This is a genomic window from Pseudoduganella sp. R-34, assembly GCF_049904655.1.
Lineage (GTDB): Bacteria > Pseudomonadota > Gammaproteobacteria > Burkholderiales > Burkholderiaceae_D > Rugamonas.
The window spans coordinates 4,504,175-4,520,713 of the sequence record NZ_CP184572.1 but is presented as its reverse complement, the minus strand read 5'-3'; the positions used below and the strand labels follow the sequence as shown (position 1 = coordinate 4,520,713).

The following is a 16,539-nucleotide window of genomic DNA, read 5'->3' as shown; positions in this document are numbered from 1 at the left end:
GCTGCCCACCACTACCTGACTTCCCATCGGCGTGTCGCGCTGACGTTCATCCACCCAGACATATCATCAGTTCAGGAGAACCATAATGTTTTTAGTGAAACTTCCTGCCATGTGGCGCAGGTTTGCCGTTGGTCTTGGCCTCGTGGTCGCCAGCTTTTCCGCGCACGCGACGTGCACGCTTATCAGTCCCCCGATGCAGCCTCTCAATAAGCTGATGTTGCCAGCTTTCGGTACCGACGACGACTCATTTGGTAGCTCGACAACTTACCCCATGAAGCTTAGCTTTCACTGTGATAAAACCACGCTGGGCGTACAAGTCTATTATCAGATTCCTTTTGAATCAACGGATGGGGGCTGGGCATGGAAGACGGGAATCCCGGGCATTGGCATGATATTGCGTGACAGCGAGGGCAATATCGTTCGGGAGCGCAAAGGCTTGCTGTTCGACACGAGCACCATCATAGATGAGGGGGGCAAGAATTTCGATAAGACGTTTTCGATTCAGCTGACCCGATGGGCTCTTGGGGCGACCTCGGTGGTGGGGGATGTGTCCAGCGAAGTGATGCGGTTCACGGACAAATGGATGTGGAAGGAACACGATGCGGGAGCGTGGCAATTCAAGGTGAAGTTTGTTCGTCCGACCTGCACAGCGCAAGTTTCCCAGAGCGAGGTTAGGCTGAACGAGGTGCGAGCGTCGGACCTGAGCACCATCGGGAGCGAAGCTGGCGAAACGCCATTCCAGGTCCGGCTGCTTTGCTACGCTGGAGCCGAACCGTCTATCTACCTATCGGACGCGAATGGAAACGGAAAGGATGGCGATCTGCTAACGCCGGCTGCCGGCTCCGAAGTCAAAGGTGTGCAGCTGCGCATTGCGCGCGATGGCAAGCCGGTGCGTCTGGGCGGGCCTGGCAACAAGTGGTCACTTGGCCGAATCGCCAACACTTGGCACTATCCACAGGGGCCAGTGCAGATCCCGCTCAGTGTGCGTTATGTGGCGACGGGCAAAGTTACGCCCGGTATTATTCGCAGCATGGCCACATTCACCATAACTTATGACTGACGACTAAGTCGGCTAGCCGAGCGCGCTTGGGCGGGACGTTAAAAGCGCCGGCACTGGCAGGCCCGGCGCGCGCAATGACGTATCGGATTGGACAACTGGCAGGTCACGTGCTGCGGCAGCAAAGTCCAGGAAGAGGCCCTGGTGTACTAACAGGAGAAGGTTCCTCTGAGTGTACGCTATGAGTCGACCGGCCGCCAGACCAGTCCCGGTATCACCAAGGGCGCTGAGACGGTCACCCTGGTGTATCACTGGGGCGCCCACGTGCCCTGCGTGCAGGGGTTAGTTGGAGCGGGAAACTACCGCGCTGGCTTAAAAGCGCCGGCCCTGGCGTGCCCTGTGCGCGCAGGCGCGCAGCGGCGCCGACAGCTGGCATGTCACTTGGCTGGGGAGGAGGGTCCAGGTCGAAGTTCCGGTGTGCCAACGAAAATCCCCCCCGAGAAAGCGCAGCTCGCGGAGCGGCAGTCCGGTCATCTCATGGATGCGCAGCAGCAGCTCGGAGGATACCGGGCAGTGCCGGTGGCGGATTTTGCTGATGGTGGTGCGAGTGACCTGCAACCGGTCGGCGAGGGCGGCGTCGTAGCGCAAACCGAGCCAGAATTTGACGGTGTCGAGCAGCATGTCGGGGTTGTAGACGGCATGTTCGGGCGTTTTCATGTTCATATCGATAGCAGCGCCAGGCTGTGGTTATCATCAGGGTGCCGGGATTGGCGTGAAGAATTATCCCGGCGGGTCAGATGGCCCACAGGCGTGTGCTGCAATTACCGGACGAGATTACGCCGCCGCGTTGCGGCTGCGCTCGCGGGGAGGAATGGTCAGGCCAGGTGATCGAGGGCGGTTGCCAGTTCGGCGTCGAACTGGCCGAGGCGCTGCTGGAGTTGCTCCAGCGCCGGCGCCACGTTGATCGCGTTCTGACGCAAGGCCTCTTCCAGGTGTTCAAAATCGGCGCGCAGGCGCTCGCCGGTCACGAACATGAGCATGCTTTTCAGACGATGGGTGGCGCTGCGGCAAACCTCGTGGCGGCCAGTGGCCGCCTCGCCGCGGATGATGGCAAGGTCGGCCGACAGGTGCTGGCGCACTTGCGTCAGCAAGTTGCGCAGAGCATCAGCATCGTAGAGTTCCTGCAGCTCGTCGAGGTCGAGCAGCGGCGTGTCGTCTGACATAAGGGTTTCCCGGGAGCAGTGTCCAACCGCTATTGTGCCAGCTTTCGCGACACTGGGGCAGGGCGCGGTGTCGCCGTGCTGGACGGGAGTGGAGATAAGCAGTTCCGGCATGGATGATCCTCTGAATCGAGATGTCGTGGATCATGCATGCTAAAACGTCAAGTGCGGCGCGGTGCTGGCGCGCGGGTTTACCGGACCGTCGGCAGTGCTGCAGTGATTCGGTCCGAGAAATGCAGCGATCCGCGCTGTCTTGGGCGGAAGGCGTCTATGCTGGGTGGCTTTTAGCAAGGAGGCCTATGCGATCCTGCAAACTGCTGGCTTTCGCCGGGCTCCTTGCCCTGTCGAACGCTGCCTGCCGCGCGGACGATTCCGGGCGCGTTGTCCGAAAACTAGCCGTGGGGCGCCAGTATACGGCAGTGGTGGCGGAGGGCGACTGTGAAGCGCGCTCGATCGGCAGCTACAGCGTGCGCCTGTATTCGAGCGCCGGCGCTGCGCCGGGCGACGACACTGTGTTCTACGAGGCCGGTCTGGTCTTGCCGCGCGACGGCAGCGTGGAAAAAATCATGCTGGACAGGCTCGATGGCAAGGCGGACAGCCTGATCGTGATCATGCGCAGCGCCGGTTCCGGATCCTTCCTGGCGGCCGACGCGTTCAGCGTTGCGCACGGCAAGCTTGCCTTGCGCGCCAGCGTCGGCGGGCTGTCGCCTCAGGCCGACCCGATAACCGTGCTGCGTGCCGCGCTGTCGCGCCGCCGGCGTTGAGCGTGCGCGCCCGGGGAGCGCCCCACCAAGCGATTAAAAACGAAAGGAATGCCATGAAGCGATTTACCTTACTGACGGCCTCCGGGCTGGCGATGCTGTATGCCGGCGCAGCCTATGCGGCTAATGCGGGGGAGGACGGTCCGCTGACCGGCGCGGGCTCCGCCAGCGCTGTGGGCTTGGCAGAGGCGCAGCAGGCGGCATCTGCCGGTGCACCGCCCTACGAAGATGCGTTGCTCGAACAATTGCGCAAGCTGATGGAGCAGCGCCTGGCGCTGATGCCGGACGTGGCGCGCTACAAATGGCGCCACGGCGGGGCCATCGAAGATCTCGCGCGCGAACGCGTCATTATCGAGCGTTTCGCGGCGCAGGCCGCGGCGCTGGGCTTGCCCAGCGATTGGAGCGAGCTGTTTTTCCGGGCCCAGATCGACGCCGCCAAAATGCTACAGCGCGCCTGTACTGCTTCGCTGCCATGCATTACCGCCGGTCCCGTGCCCGATCTGGCGCAGGAGACCCGGCCGCGCCTCGATGCGCTCGAACAGCCGCTGCTGCTGGCGCTCGCGGCGGCCTGGCCGATCCTGTCCAATCCGGCCAAGCGGCCGCGCGTCGCCGTGATTTTTGCCGCCATGGACAGCGATCATCTGAGCGTCGAGGCATCGCAACACGCCACCCTGGTGCTGACCGACGGCAGCGCCTATCCGCGCGGCAAATAAGTCCGGCGTCCGGTTCTGGTAATCCAGTCCGAGATCTCGCTCCCGGTGCGCCAAAATGATTTCCTATCGGTAACATCCAGCTATCACCGCAGCACTGGCCCAAGCCGTCGGCGCTGCGCATTTTGATGCGAACCGACGACGCTTCGGCGTTGCCCCACTGGAGTTACCATGCAATCCCATCCAACCGACAGCGCCGACGACACCGGCTCGGCGCTGGCCTGCGCCGCCAGCCTGCTGGCGCTGGCGCGCATTGAACCGCAGGCGCCGAACCCGCAGCCCGGCCAGCCGCTGGGCGCGGCACTGGCCGAATACGGCACCCGGCACCGGGTGCGGCTGCGCCTGGGCCGCCTGGGCTGGCGCAAGCTGCGGCCAGCCCAGCTGCCATTGGCTTACCGGCGCCGCAGCGGCGGCTTCGCTGTGCTGGCCGCCATGGACGAGGCGCGCGCGCTGGTGCAAGTGCCGGACCGGGCGCAGCCGATGCAGCTGGCGCTGGCCGACCTGAAGGAGGACTGGAGCGGCCAGGCCCTGCAACTGGCCGGGCCGGCACTGCGTTTCGACTTGCGCTGGTTCGTGCCGGCGTTTGCCGCGCACCGGAGCCTGTTGCTCGAATTATTGCTGTTTTCCTTTGTGCTGCAACTGCTGGCCTTGCTGCCCGCGCTGGGTTTCCAGGTGGTGCTGGACAAGGTGCTGGTGCACCAGGCCCTGGCCACGCTTGACGTGATGGTGCTGGGCCTGGCGCTGGCGGCATTGGCCGAAGTGCTGCTCAAGGGCTTGCGCGAATACCTGCTGGGCCACACGGCGGCCCGCATCGACGCGCGCCTGGGCGGCGAGCTGGTACGCCACTTGCTGGGCCTGCCGCTGGCCTATTTCCGCAGCCGCCAGGCCGGCGCCATCGTGGCGCGCGTGCGCGAGGCCGATACCGTGCGCGAGTTCCTGACCGGGGCGGCGATGGGCTTGTGCGTCGATGCCGTCTTCACGCTGGTGCTGCTGGGGGTGATGGCCAGCTTGTCGCCGCTGCTGACGGCGCTGCTGGCCGCCTCGCTGCCGCTGTACCTGCTGCTGGCCTGGCGCGCCACGCCCGGCCTGCAAGGGCGTATCGAAACCATGTTCCACCATGGCGCGCGCAGCGCCTCCCTGCTGGCCGAGTCGCTGGGCGCGGTGGAAACCATCAAGGGCCTGGCGCTGGAGCCGCGCCTGCGCCGGCGCTGGGAAGAAACCACGCGCGACCAGGTCGCCAGCGGCTTCGCAGTGCAGAGCCGGCAAGTGCTGGTCAACCAGGCGGTGCAGTGGGTGCAAAAAGTCGTGGCGGTGCTGATCCTGTGGGTTGGGGCGCACGAAGTGCTGCAGTTGCGCCTGAGCGTGGGCCAGTTGATCGCTTTCAATATGCTGGCCGGCCAGGCCAGCCAGCCGCTGACCCGCCTGGTCGAATTGTGGCAGCAGTTCGTGCAGACGCGGGTCGCGGTCGACCGCCTGCGCGATATGCTCAACCTGCCAGTCGAACAGGAGGGGGGCAGCGCGTGCCTGCCGGGCCGCCTGCGCGGCGACATTACTCTCGATGCGGTGGAATTCCGCTACCGGCCGGACTTGCCGCCGGCGCTGGATGGGCTGTCGCTGACGGTGCGGGCCGGCGAGCACGTCGGCATTGTCGGCCCTTCCGGCTCCGGCAAATCGACGCTGACCAAATTGATCCAGAAACTTTACCTGCCGCAGGGCGGTGCCCTGTTCATCGATGGCCAGCCGTTGGCCGCGCTGGAGGCGGGTGCATTGCGGCGGCGCATAGGCGTCGTGTTGCAGGAAAACTTCCTGTTCCACCGTTCGGTGCGCGACAACATCGCGCTGCGCGAGCCGGCTGCGCCGCTGGAGGCGGTGATGGCGGCCGCGTGCCTGGCCGGGGCGCACGACTTCATCCTGCGCCTGCCGCTGGGCTACGACACCGTGCTGGCGGAGGGTGGCAGTTCGCTGTCGGGCGGCCAGCGGCAACGGCTGGCGATCGCGCGCGCGTTGCTGAGCGATCCGTCGGTGCTGATTTTCGACGAAGCCACCAGTGCCCTGGACGAGGAGGCGCAGCAAGTGCTGCGCGAGCACATGCCGCGCATTGCCCAGGGCCGAACCGTGCTGACCGTGGCACACCGCCTGTCCACCGTGGCCGGCTGCGACCGCATCGTGGTGCTGGAGCGCGGCCGCATCGTCGAAAGCGGCAGCCACGCTGCGTTGCTGGCGCAGGACGGCCGCTATGCCCGCCTGTGGCGCCTGCAACAAAATTTCTTATCGGAGTCTTCCCATGCCATTTAAATCCCTGCTTGGTGCCTGGCGCCGGCGCGGTCAGCCGGACCGCCGGCCCGACACCTCTTACGAATTCCTGCCCGCCTATCTGGAAATCCTGCAGCGGCCGGCGTCGCCCTGGGCGCGCCGCAGCGCCCTGGCGCTGGCGCTGCTACTCCTGCTGGCGCTGCTCTGGTCGGTGTTCGGTCGGCTGGACATCCATGCCAGCGCGAGCGGCCGGGTGGTGGCTTCCTCACGCTCCAAGCTGATCCAGCCGCTGGAACAGGCCGAAGTGGTGGCGATCCTGGTGCGCGACGGCCAGCGCGTGACGGCCGGCCAGCCGCTGATCGACCTCAAGCTGCTGGGGGCAGGTGCCGACACCTTGCGCTTGCGCGAACAACTGGTCGCCAACCAGCTGGAAGCGGCGCGTTTTCGCGCCTTGCTGGCGGAGGACCCGCCGGCCGCTTTTGCGCCACCGGCCGGTATCGGCCCCACGCCGGTGGCGGCGGCGCGCGCCCACTTGGCCAGCGAGTGGCAAGCCTTGTCAGCGCGCGTGGCCGACCTGGCAGCGGAATGCGCTGTCAACCAGGCCAGCCAGCAAGCGGCGGCGCGTGAACTGGAGGCGCTCGACAAACTGCATCGCAACGTGGCGAGCCGCCTGCGTGCTTTACGTACGCTGGAGCAGCAAGGCATGGTGTCGCACGTGGCCCTGCTTGAGAAAAGCCGTGAACAGCTCGATCTCGAAGAACGCCAGGCGCAACAACAGGCCCAGCTGCAGGTCCTGCAAGCCCAGCATGCCAACCTGCTGGCCCGCAAGCGCACTTACCTGGCCGATATGCGGCGCGATTTCAGCGACAAGCTGACCCAGGCCGACAATGCCGTGGCCGAAATCGAACAGCAACTGGCCAAGGCGGTCGAGCGCAAGGACCTGCAGAGCCTGCGGGCCCCGGCCGACGGCGTGGTGCAGCAATTGGCGGTGCACACGGTGGGCGGCGTGGTGACGCCGGCCCAGACCCTGATGGTGGTGGTGCCGGACGCCAGCGGCCTGGAAGCCGACGTCAATATCCTGAACAAGGATGTCGGCTTCGTGGTGCCCGGCCAGCCGGTGGATGTCAAGGTCGACGCCTTCCCCTATACCCGTTACGGCACGGTGCAGGCGCGGCTGTCGTTCGTGTCGCGCGACGCGGTGAAGGATGAACGGCTGGGCTATGTGTTCCCGGCGCGCGTGCACTTGGCGCGCGGCAGCATGCTGGTGGACGGCCAGCAGGTGGACTTGCAGCCGGGCATGAGCGTGGTGGCCGAGATCAAGACCGATCGCCGGCGCGTGATCGACTATTTGCTGAGTCCGATCCGCGATTACCAGGCCACGGCCATGCGGGAGCGCTAAGATGGACCGGCTCACCGCATTCACGGCCGCGTCCGACACCGGCCTGCTGGCGCTGGCGCGTGCCGCCGCCAGCTTCGACCTGGCCGTTGCACCGCAACGCCTGGCCCATCAATTGGGGCGGGCCGGCGAGGCCGTCAGCGCCGCCGAGCTGTGCCGCCTGGCACACTGGCTCGGCCTGCGCGCCAGCGTGGCCAACTATCGCGCCGGCGACCTGGCCACGCTGCCGGCGCCGGCCTTGCTGCTGACCGGGGACGGCTTCGTGCTGCTGGCGGCCAACGGCAGCGCGGGCGCCACGCTGTGGCTGCCGGCTACCGGGGCCGAACTGCGCCTCACGCATGGCGAACTGCAGGACTGGTGCGAGGGCACCGTGCTGCTGCTGGGCGAGCGCCGCGCGCCCCTGCGCACGCCGGCATTTGGTCTGCGCTGGTTCCTGCCCGCGCTGCGGCGCCACTGGCGCCAATTCGCCTGGGTGTTGGCGGTGTCGCTGGCACTGCAGGCCATCGCCCTGGTGACGCCGCTGTTCTTCGAAAACGTGGTCGATAAGGTACTGGTCAGCCGCAGCGCCGGCAGCTTGCAGGTGCTGCTGATTGGCATGCTGGGCCTGGCGCTCTTCGAGCCCCTGTATGGCTGGCTGCGCAGCTGGCTGTACGGCAACCTGTCGAGCAAGATCACGGCCGAACTGGAAGGACGTGTGTTCGGCCACTTGCTGGCGCTGCCGCTGCGCTATTTCCGCGCACGCCAGGCCGGCGCCATCATTGCGCGGGTGCGCGAGCTGGATTCGGTGCGCCAGTTCCTCACCGGCTCGGCGTTGACGCTGGTGCTGGACTTGCTGTTCGTGCTGGTGTTCCTGGCTGTCATGCTGTGTTATTCGGCGGTGCTGACCGGCGTGCTGGCGCTCTCGCTGGCGCTGTGTTTCGTCTTGTGGATGGTATTCGGGCCACTGCTGCGCCAGCGCGCGCTGGCGGCCTATGAGCGCAATGCCGACGCCAACGCGTTCCTGGTCGAGGCGGTCAATGGCATCGAAACCATCAAGTCCAATGCGGTGGAGGAGCGGCTGGCGGCGCAATGGGAACAGCGCCTGGCGGCCTACCTGCGCAGCCAGTTCGCCAGCAAGGCGCTGGGCATTGCCGCCGGCCAGGGCATAGGCCTGGCGCAGAAGCTGGGCGCTGCACTGCTGCTGTGGTTTGGCGTGCATGCGGTGCTGGCCGGGCAGATGAGCGTGGGCGAGCTGGTGGCCTTCAATATGTGGTCCGGCCACGTGGTGCAGCCGATCCTGCGCCTGGCCCAGGTCTGGCAGGATTTCCAGCATACGCAAATCGCCCTGCGCCGGGTCGGCGACATCCTCGACGAACCGGCCGAGGCGGCGGCCGAGGGCGCCGGCGCCTTGCCGGCGCTGGCCGGTGCGGTGGCGTTCCGCCAGGTGCGCTTCCGCTATGGCGAGGACAGTGCCGAGGTGTTGAAAGGTTTGCAGCTGGACATCGCGCCCGGCAGCTTCGTCGGCGTGACCGGGCCATCCGGCTCGGGCAAGTCGACCCTGGTGCGGCTGCTGCAGCGCCTGTATACCCCGCAGCAAGGACAGATCTTGCTGGACGGCGCCGACATCGCAGTGGCCGACCCGGTCGAACTGCGCCGGCAAATGAGCATCGTGCCGCAGGACAGCGTGCTGCTGGCCGGCACCATCGCCGACAACATCCGCCTGTGCTGTCCCGGCGCCAGCGAAGCGCAGGTGCTTGTCGCCGCCAGCCTGGCCGGGGTCGATGCCTTCGCCGATGCGCTGGCCGAGGGCTACGACAGCGAAGTGGGCGAACGCGGCGCCGCCTTGTCCGGCGGCCAGCGCCAGCGGGTGGCGCTGGCACGCGCCCTGATCACCGATCCGCGCATCCTGATCCTGGACGAGGCCACCAGCGCCCTCGATTACGAGTCGGAAGCGGCCATCATGCAGCGCCTGCCCGATATCGTGGCCGGCCGAACCGTGATCAGCATCGCGCACCGGCTCAACACGATCCGCCACGCCGACCGCATCCTGGTGATGGACGACGGCCGCGTGGCCGAGGACGGGACCCACGAGGAGCTGCTGGCGCGCGATGGCCTGTATGCGCGGCTGTGGCGGTTGCAGACTGGCGCGGCGTAGTGCGCGGCATGATGGACGGCGGCGCTCGGACCGGTCCGAATAATTGCCGCCAGGGCCAATCGTGGTTCGCTCCAGCGGTAACTTGTATGGTTTGCCGTCCGTATCGGGCGGCGCCACATTGATGAGGAAAGGAGAATGATGGTTCAGTGGAAAATGAACGCGTCCCGCCGCCTATGCAAACTGTTGCTGGTCTGCCTGGCCGGGCTGGCCGCAACGGCGTGCGCCGAACTTGACGGTTTGGCCGAGGGGATGGCGCGCAGTGAGATGGAAGATGCGCGCCGGGTTTGCGGCGACTATGGATTCCGCCCCGGCACCGACGCGTATGCACAATGTGTTGGCTCGGAAGTGAATGCGCGCAAGGACCGCGAGCAGCAAGACTGGCTGGACCAGCAGCGCCGGCAAGACCGCGAGTGGCGGCACCGCCACCGTCACTAAGCCGCGGCACAGCCCCGCGGCGGAAAGGGCGGAAGCTTGCCGGGCCGCACCCGCACGTGGCGCAGCGACCCGCATCGCGAAATCCGTCCGATAAATCTCCCCGATCCAGATTGCGCCCGGGTACACCGGTATGCTGAACAGTAACTGAGTCGGCATTCGCGCTTACGGCGTGAAACTGCCTCATATCGAAACTGTTATCAGGAGATTGTTCAAATGACACACGCGTTGGAATCCACAGCACAAGCCGAGTCGGGCATCAGATCTCGCCAAGAATTCGAACGGCTCATCGGAAAATATGCTAAAGATCTTCCGGCTATTACCAATTCAGATCGGTCGGAGTGGCTGGATAAGGCAGCAGGATCTGAATTGGAAGAAAAGTACCGGGCAGCGTTTGATGTTGCCAACAAGGCCAAAAAATTGCTGGATTCGCCGGGCCAAGTCGAAAGAGCGATACAAATGTACCAGACGGCGTTGGACAACCTATACGCTTGCTTTAACAAGAACTTTTCCACCATTGACCCTGCCAATCCGGACCAGTTGAAAGCTGTGGCGGTGCTTGCCGACGGAATCCACAATGTTGAGGGCGTTTCCGGCTTCCGTGATGCGCAGGGACGGCTCTTCAAAGATGCGCAAAGACAGTTCCAAAGCGCTGATTCCGCCGCCAGCGCAACCGCATTGATTGATTTCTGGGATGGCGTGGCGAAGCCGCCGTCCGATCCGAGCTGGCGCACATTCCAAGGTCGGGATTTGTATCGTCTTGGGCTCAGTCTGGCTGACCGCCCGCGAGACTTCGGGACCGTTATCGGGCTTATGGGCAGGAAAGTGCAGGATGCATGGGCGACAATGGGGGCGAATGACGCACACTGGCGGAGCGCCTTTGGCGGTCTTATCCCCGACCGGAAGAAGGGCGAATTCGCCTTCAATCAGACGGCTCATTTCTACGCCTTTGGCGGTAACGAAGGATATTGCCGGGCGTATTCCATCCTCTATGCCACGGCATTGGTGAACAATGACGTGGACGCTGCCGCCCGATTGTTCCGCAGCTTCAGACTTGAGATGTTCGATGGCATGCATGCGCGCTATCCGAGCGATAAATCGGCCACGCGAGCTGCCTTATCGCATCTGAATGGTTCGGATGATGTAGCGTGGGGGCTTCTTGCCAGGCTTCAGATGCGCACCGTGCGCGAGGTGGTCAAGGAGCTCGCCAGCACCACGGGCAGGACTAGTTTTCTTATCGAATCCCCTAATCACTCAATGGAGCTCGGCGTCAGCATCGACGAACATGGTCAACGCCATTATCAATTCTTCGACCCCAATTTCGGCAATTATTCCTTCGATAGCGCGGAACAGGCGATTAACGACGTCTCCATGCTGCTGTCGACGGCACAGGAGGCATATAGGATCCCTATGCGGGGCGGGGAGCTTATGCTGGCGGCGGCCAAAATTGATGAGGCAATGGCCGCCAGTCTCTTGAATATGGAGATAAAGGACAGTGTAGGCGGGCAGCGCATTGCCAAGCTGGGAGAGATCTTCACGATCCCGCAGGATGCGGCGATGGTGTTGGATAGCGCGCAGGAATCTGCGCATGCCGCCGTGCAGGCGCAAACCATCGGCGACGCGCTGGTGGACAATATGCGCAAATGGATGGTCCAGTGCGCCCTGCCCGAAGGCTACAAGCCGCTGTTCAATACCTTCCGCATAGAAACCGACGGCAGTATGACGATGGATTTTCTCGATACCGGAGCGGCGGGTCATCAGACCAAAAAAGTGCAGGTGAGCCTGCCCGATCCGGCAGAAGCGGCCCGTCTGCGCTCCAGCCTGCAGCGCATGTCGGATCTGCTGAAAAAGGTGGGCGACAACTTCCAGATGAAAAACGACCACCTCACGCAGGCCCACCATGAGGGCGAGGGCGGGGTGGACGGCTCGGAAGGGTTGAATGCCGCGTTTACCTTACAGACCATCGTCGATCTGCTGCACGCGCGGCACCGTCAAGAGAAGGTCGAAGGGGGCGAGCAGGAAGAGCTGGCCGGGTCGCTGGCGCAAACCATCGAGGCGCACATGTGGGCCAATGTCAGCAATGTTGGCGCGAGCTCGGGCAAGGACCTGAGCAAGTTGGCCGAAATGGTGGGCAAACTGCTGGAGGACTCGGGCAAGCTGGAAGAGGCCACTGCCAAGCTGAGTGAAGGGCTGCTCAAGATCGGCGGTAAAGTGGGCAAGGCGTTTGAAGGCCTGTCGACCGCGCTGGACGCGACCGGTGTGGCCCTGGATATTGCGGAGCTGGCGCAGGCGCAAAGCTACGAGCAGCGCGTCAGCGCAGGCACCTCGCTGGCGCTCGATTCGGTCTCCATGGGCGTGGGTGTGGCGGCGATGGTGGCCGGTGAGACGGCGGGCATCGTAATGGGAGGCATGGCCGTGCCGCTGGCAGGGGTCGGCATCGGCATCAGCGCCCTGGTCGACAATTTCCTGGAAACCGCCGCGACAAAGGATCAAACCATTGTCTATTTCGACGAGTTGAAAAAAGGCTACCAAAGAGGGGGCTATGAATGGAACGGCGACCATTCCGCCATGCTGCCGATCGATGGCGTGGTGATCGACAAAATCGATTTGTCCGGCGAGAATGCGAAGATCAGCTTCGGCGCCAACGTGATTTATGGCGAGCAAGTCGAGCCGGGGGCATTGGTGCCAGGGCTGCAGAGTAATCCCAAATTATCATTCGACGTGCACGAAGCGTTTGGCGTCGGCCACACAGCGACCATCGACAACCCGGATATATTCGTACTTCCGGTCACGAGCAAGCGGGTGGGCTGGTTCACCACGGCTCTGGACGGATTGAAGGCGGCCGGCGAAACGCTCAATGACTTCTCCAAACATTCCCATCGAGATGATCCGGGCCATAGTGGCGAGGATTGCCCTAATCATCAGGGCGACCATCTTTCGGGGGACTTGAAGGACCAGCGTATCACCTTCGATACCCGATCGCTGGGCGTGGGCGTTGTCGGCTATGGATACGAACCGCAGTTCACGCAACTCGAGGTCACCCTGGGCAAGGCACCCAAGCAGCTGGTTATCCCTGCCGATAATGGCAATATCGAGTATCGCATTGCCGGTGCCGGGGGACACTACAGCCTGGTCCCCAACGGCGACCGCGTCCTGTTGTCCGAGCAGGATCCGAAAGCACCCTCGACGTGGGTGCTGCAAAGCGCGAGCAAAGATGAAACGTTCGATGTCAAGTTTTACGATGGCACGTACTGGGACCACAAATATACCTCGATCATCCTGACCCCGGTCTGGGCGCCTGGCCACGAGTCGAAACACCCCGATACCCACCCGAAGGTCGTGCTGCTCGACGATCTCAATACCAACGTCCTGTTGCGCAACGGAGAGGGGGTGTATCGCCTGGATGTTGCGAAGAAGTCCATTGAGCTGGTGGACTATGTGGTCGAGGATGCGTGGGTGAAGGAACACGCCCCAACCTTGTTCCACGATTTGGCGCAGCTGGCCAAGGAGAAGAATCTGAATGGCCTGACGCTGAATTGGCAGCCGCCCGGCCAGAAGTCCAGCGTGCTGACGTTCCGCTATACCGCGGGTCAGAACTACATTATTGGAGCGCATGATGAATTTGTCGACAGGTTCAATGCCAATGCCGACGGCGGCCTGGATACGGCCAAGGGGGTGGTTGCAGGCTTCACCGCCGAGGTCTTCCAGGAACCGGACGTCAAGAGTCTGGCCGACCTGGTGAAATATGCGGAGGACTTCGACGCGACCGAGTTCGATGTGTATGACATTCCGCTGAAGCAGCTGGTCGCCTCGGCCGATGCGTCGTTTGTGGTCTCTGGCCACTACGATGGCAAGAGCTGGGTGCTGACGCGTGTCGATCCGAAGGGACAGGTGTATGTGTATGAGGGGGCCAACCCGGATCTCGGTGGCGCCGGCAGGCTGAGCGCGTTCAGCGAGAAGTTTTTCACGACGCACCCGAACGACACGCTGGCCGACTTGGTCAAGATTGCCGGCGGCGGGAGTTTCGACGTGGCCGGCCTGTCTTTCCACGGCCACACCCTGGCCAGCGGCCACTACGATGCCAAGACCCGTACCATGGTCGGCCGGGATAAGGATGGCCACTGGCTGGTCAGCGGCAATGGCAGCCACGTGGTGTTCAAGGTGCAAGGCAAAGGCGAGGTCTGGTTCTATGAGGAAGATGCCGATCATCCGTCGACCTGGCAGTTGGAGACGGACGGCCAGGATCCAAGCGGCTGGTCCCGCAACTGGGTGACGCTGGGTTCGAGCCGGATCTGGGTGGACAAGCCGGCGGCTACGGAACTGAGGGTGCAGCAGCCGGATGGAAATTTGATGCGCTTGAGCTTGCTCGACTCGGCTGCGTACAAGCAAGGCTTCACCAAGGAGTATTTCAAGTACCACGCGAACGCCACGCTGGCCGACCTGGTGCGGGATATCGGAGGGAGCAGCTTCGACGTGGCAGGCATGCCTTTCCGCAGCCATGTGATCAGCGGCCATTTCGACGGCAAGACCCAGGCCATGGTTGCCGACGATGGGGAAGGCCATTGCCTGGTGCGCGGCAACGGCAGCCAGGCGGCGCTGGACCTGCACGGCAAGAGCGAAGTCTGGCTCTACGAGGAAGACGACGGCAAAGCGTCGAACTGGCTACTGCGCGGCGACGGCAATGTGGTGGAATGGAAGGCGCCGAACTGGGTGAAGGTGGGCTCGACCTGGGTCTGGCTGGACAAGCCGCAGGAAACGCATCTGCGCGTGCAGCAACCGGACGGTCAGTTGATGGAGGTGGATCTGGCCAAGCAGACCGCGACGGCCGTCGATCGCCTGGTGGACGCCGCCTGGGTCGAGGAGCACGCGGCCACACTGATGCAGGATCTGGCGCAACTGGCCGCGGACCAGCATCTGACCGGATTGACCGTGCAATGGAACGACGGCAAGCCGCGCAGCGGTCGTTACATCGTCGGTAGCGGCATCATCTCCGAACGCGAGGACGGGCTGGTGATGAAGTTCGCGAGCGCGCCTGAGCTTCTGCAAGGATCCGGCACGCTGGTGGCATTCAGCGCGGAGGCCATCAGGCGCAGGCAGGAGAAACTCGGCGCTGAGTACTACCTCAAGCACAAGCAAGGCGCCTTGCTGGCCGAGCTGGTCGCGGAAGCCAAGGCGTACCGGGGAACCGAACAATTCGATATTTATGGCCTGCCGATAGGCAAGTCCTACGATGTGTCCGGCCACTACGACGGCAAGTCCTGGACGTTGGCCGGCACCGATAGCGAGGGCAGGATCTGGCAGCACGATGCGGCCCATCTGGACCAGGACGGCACGTTGGTCGGGTTGAGCGCGGCATTCTTCCGGCAGCATGGCCCGGACTCGCTGAAGAGCCTGCCCGAGCGGCGCGCGTCCGTGCTGGCCGTCTCCGGCCTGACCGATACCGCCGGCAAAGCGCTGTGCGCCTGGTACGACGTGGTGGCGGAACAGTGGATTGTGGCCGGCCGCCCGGGCGGTGGCGGCCTCAATTACCTGGGCACGTTCGGCGGCATGGCCTGGCTGTTCGATGCTGAGCGCGGCGAGGTGCTGGGCAGCGTGCCGCGGAAGCAGGTCGCTTCGCTCGACGCGCTCAAGCAGCCGCCGGCCGCCGGGCGCATGTTCGGACAGCTGGGCAAACTCAAGTCCGCGACCATGGTGGGCAGCACGCTGGTGCTGGCAATGGAAGACGGCCGTTTGACGCTGGGGGCCGACCTGGCGCTGCCGGGAGTGTTGACGCCGTTGGAGATCGATGGCGAGACGCTGGTCGGCACGATCGATTTGGGCGGCGGCAAGTCGGCCAAGACGGTTTCGAACAGCGACCGGGAGCGCTTGCAAAGCTGGGAACAACACTACGGCTTCAGCTTTGGCGAAGCGATCCGCGTGCGCATGGCAGATGGCGCGTGCGCCTGGTATGACTTCGAGCATCGCGCGATGACCGCGGCGCCGCAAGCTGCCGAGCTGCAGTACCTCGGCTACGGCGATGATTTCTACATGTTCGACCCGCTCGCGCACAAGCTGGTGTCGGCGGCCGGTGAAGGCGGCATGCGGCACGAACCGGTGGCGATCGAGGCGCAGCACGTGGTACGTGTAGGCAACGTCCTGGGCCTGAGCGGCATTGCCGAAACCGATCTGGCCAAGCTGCCGCGGATGTTCAAGGTGGACAACTACATAGCCACCACCAAGGACGACCTGACGTTCGAAGTGTCGGTACATCACGAGGCGACACTGCTGCAGGTTGGGCCGGCCTGGTTGGCCGCGCATGCCGACAATCTGACCGGGGCCTTGGCCGAGTTGGCCAAACGCCTCGGTTGCGAGGACGGGATCAGCCTGCAGCAAACCGATGGCAAGGTACAGTGGTTCGACACCAAGTCCAGTACCATCGCGGACGGGCAAGCCGGTAACAAGCCGCCGGCCACGCTCATGCAGGCGCCCGATGGCTTGGCCCTGCTCAAGCAGGCCATGAGCACGTTCGCGCAGGACGGCGTTGCCGGCAGGACGGCTGCGCCGGTTGCCGGGAGCGCCGAGTTTCTGTCGGCCGCTTTGCCGAAGGCGGCGGGCGGGACCATCCGCGTCTGACGTGAATGCCGCCGATGCGGCCTG

At 64.2% G+C, this 16,539-nt stretch carries 10 protein-coding genes; 8 read left to right on the top strand and 2 right to left on the bottom strand.

Features of this window, described 5'->3' with window-relative positions:
* Nucleotides 1–85 precede the first annotated feature (85 nt).
* The gene (locus ACN9MW_RS20515) at nt 86–1,060 is read left to right on the top strand and encodes a fimbrial protein (RefSeq protein WP_426162372.1); all 975 of its coding nucleotides are present in this window, start codon (nt 86–88) and stop codon (nt 1,058–1,060) included.
* Between the two features lie 309 nt (nt 1,061–1,369).
* Here the strand turns inward: ACN9MW_RS20515 and ACN9MW_RS20510 are convergent, their stop codons facing one another.
* Nucleotides 1,370–1,714 (bottom strand): helix-turn-helix domain-containing protein, encoded by a 345-nt coding sequence (locus ACN9MW_RS20510; protein ID WP_426162370.1) that lies wholly within the window; start codon nt 1,712–1,714, stop codon nt 1,370–1,372.
* A gap of 158 nt (nt 1,715–1,872) precedes the next feature.
* A complete protein-coding gene (locus tag ACN9MW_RS20505) occupies nt 1,873–2,220 on the bottom strand; it encodes a hypothetical protein (protein ID WP_426162369.1) in 348 nt (115 codons plus the stop codon).
* 296 nt (nt 2,221–2,516) lie between these two features.
* On the opposite strand from ACN9MW_RS20505, the gene ACN9MW_RS20500 reads away from it, so the two are divergent.
* From ACN9MW_RS20500 to ACN9MW_RS20470, 7 genes are all read left to right on the top strand, one after another.
* A complete protein-coding gene (locus tag ACN9MW_RS20500; protein WP_426162368.1) occupies nt 2,517–2,981 on the top strand; it encodes a PliI family lysozyme inhibitor of I-type lysozyme in 465 nt (154 codons plus the stop codon).
* A 53-nt stretch (nt 2,982–3,034) separates the two neighbouring features.
* Nucleotides 3,035–3,691: a gamma subclass chorismate mutase AroQ gene (aroQ, locus tag ACN9MW_RS20495; RefSeq protein WP_426162367.1), complete on the top strand. Its 657-nt coding sequence runs from the start codon at nt 3,035–3,037 to the stop codon at nt 3,689–3,691.
* 168 nt (nt 3,692–3,859) lie between these two features.
* The gene (locus tag ACN9MW_RS20490) at nt 3,860–5,983 is read left to right on the top strand and encodes a peptidase domain-containing ABC transporter (RefSeq protein ID WP_426162366.1); all 2,124 of its coding nucleotides are present in this window, start codon (nt 3,860–3,862) and stop codon (nt 5,981–5,983) included.
* Nucleotides 5,973–7,340 (top strand): HlyD family type I secretion periplasmic adaptor subunit, encoded by a 1,368-nt coding sequence (locus ACN9MW_RS20485; protein WP_426162365.1) that lies wholly within the window; start codon nt 5,973–5,975, stop codon nt 7,338–7,340. Before ACN9MW_RS20490 ends, ACN9MW_RS20485 begins: the two co-directional genes overlap by 11 nt.
* Nucleotide 7,341: 1 nt before the next feature.
* Complete coding sequence (locus ACN9MW_RS20480) at nt 7,342–9,471, top strand: type I secretion system permease/ATPase (protein WP_426162364.1); 2,130 nt, start codon at nt 7,342–7,344, stop codon at nt 9,469–9,471.
* Nucleotides 9,472–9,606: 135 nt separating this feature from the next.
* Nucleotides 9,607–9,906, top strand: coding sequence for a hypothetical protein (locus ACN9MW_RS20475; protein ID WP_426162363.1), 300 nt, complete (start codon nt 9,607–9,609; stop codon nt 9,904–9,906).
* Nucleotides 9,907–10,119: 213 nt separating this feature from the next.
* The gene (locus ACN9MW_RS20470) at nt 10,120–16,515 is read left to right on the top strand and encodes a TcdA/TcdB pore-forming domain-containing protein (RefSeq protein WP_426162362.1); all 6,396 of its coding nucleotides are present in this window, start codon (nt 10,120–10,122) and stop codon (nt 16,513–16,515) included.
* Nucleotides 16,516–16,539 lie beyond the last annotated feature (24 nt).

What these genes read in the sequence shown, in the direction of transcription:
- ACN9MW_RS20515 (WP_426162372.1), top strand. Translation starts at nt 86, where the DNA reads ATGTTTTTAGTGAAACTTCCTGCCATGTGGCGCAGGTTTGCCGTTGGT.
- ACN9MW_RS20510 (WP_426162370.1), bottom strand. Translation starts at nt 1,714, where the DNA reads ATGAAAACGCCCGAACATGCCGTCTACAACCCCGACATGCTGCTCGAC.
- ACN9MW_RS20505 (WP_426162369.1), bottom strand. Translation starts at nt 2,220, where the DNA reads ATGTCAGACGACACGCCGCTGCTCGACCTCGACGAGCTGCAGGAACTC.
- ACN9MW_RS20500 (WP_426162368.1), top strand. Translation starts at nt 2,517, where the DNA reads ATGCGATCCTGCAAACTGCTGGCTTTCGCCGGGCTCCTTGCCCTGTCG.
- aroQ (WP_426162367.1), top strand. Translation starts at nt 3,035, where the DNA reads ATGAAGCGATTTACCTTACTGACGGCCTCCGGGCTGGCGATGCTGTAT.
- ACN9MW_RS20490 (WP_426162366.1), top strand. Translation starts at nt 3,860, where the DNA reads ATGCAATCCCATCCAACCGACAGCGCCGACGACACCGGCTCGGCGCTG.
- ACN9MW_RS20485 (WP_426162365.1), top strand. Translation starts at nt 5,973, where the DNA reads ATGCCATTTAAATCCCTGCTTGGTGCCTGGCGCCGGCGCGGTCAGCCG.
- ACN9MW_RS20480 (WP_426162364.1), top strand. Translation starts at nt 7,342, where the DNA reads ATGGACCGGCTCACCGCATTCACGGCCGCGTCCGACACCGGCCTGCTG.
- ACN9MW_RS20475 (WP_426162363.1), top strand. Translation starts at nt 9,607, where the DNA reads ATGATGGTTCAGTGGAAAATGAACGCGTCCCGCCGCCTATGCAAACTG.
- ACN9MW_RS20470 (WP_426162362.1), top strand. Translation starts at nt 10,120, where the DNA reads ATGACACACGCGTTGGAATCCACAGCACAAGCCGAGTCGGGCATCAGA.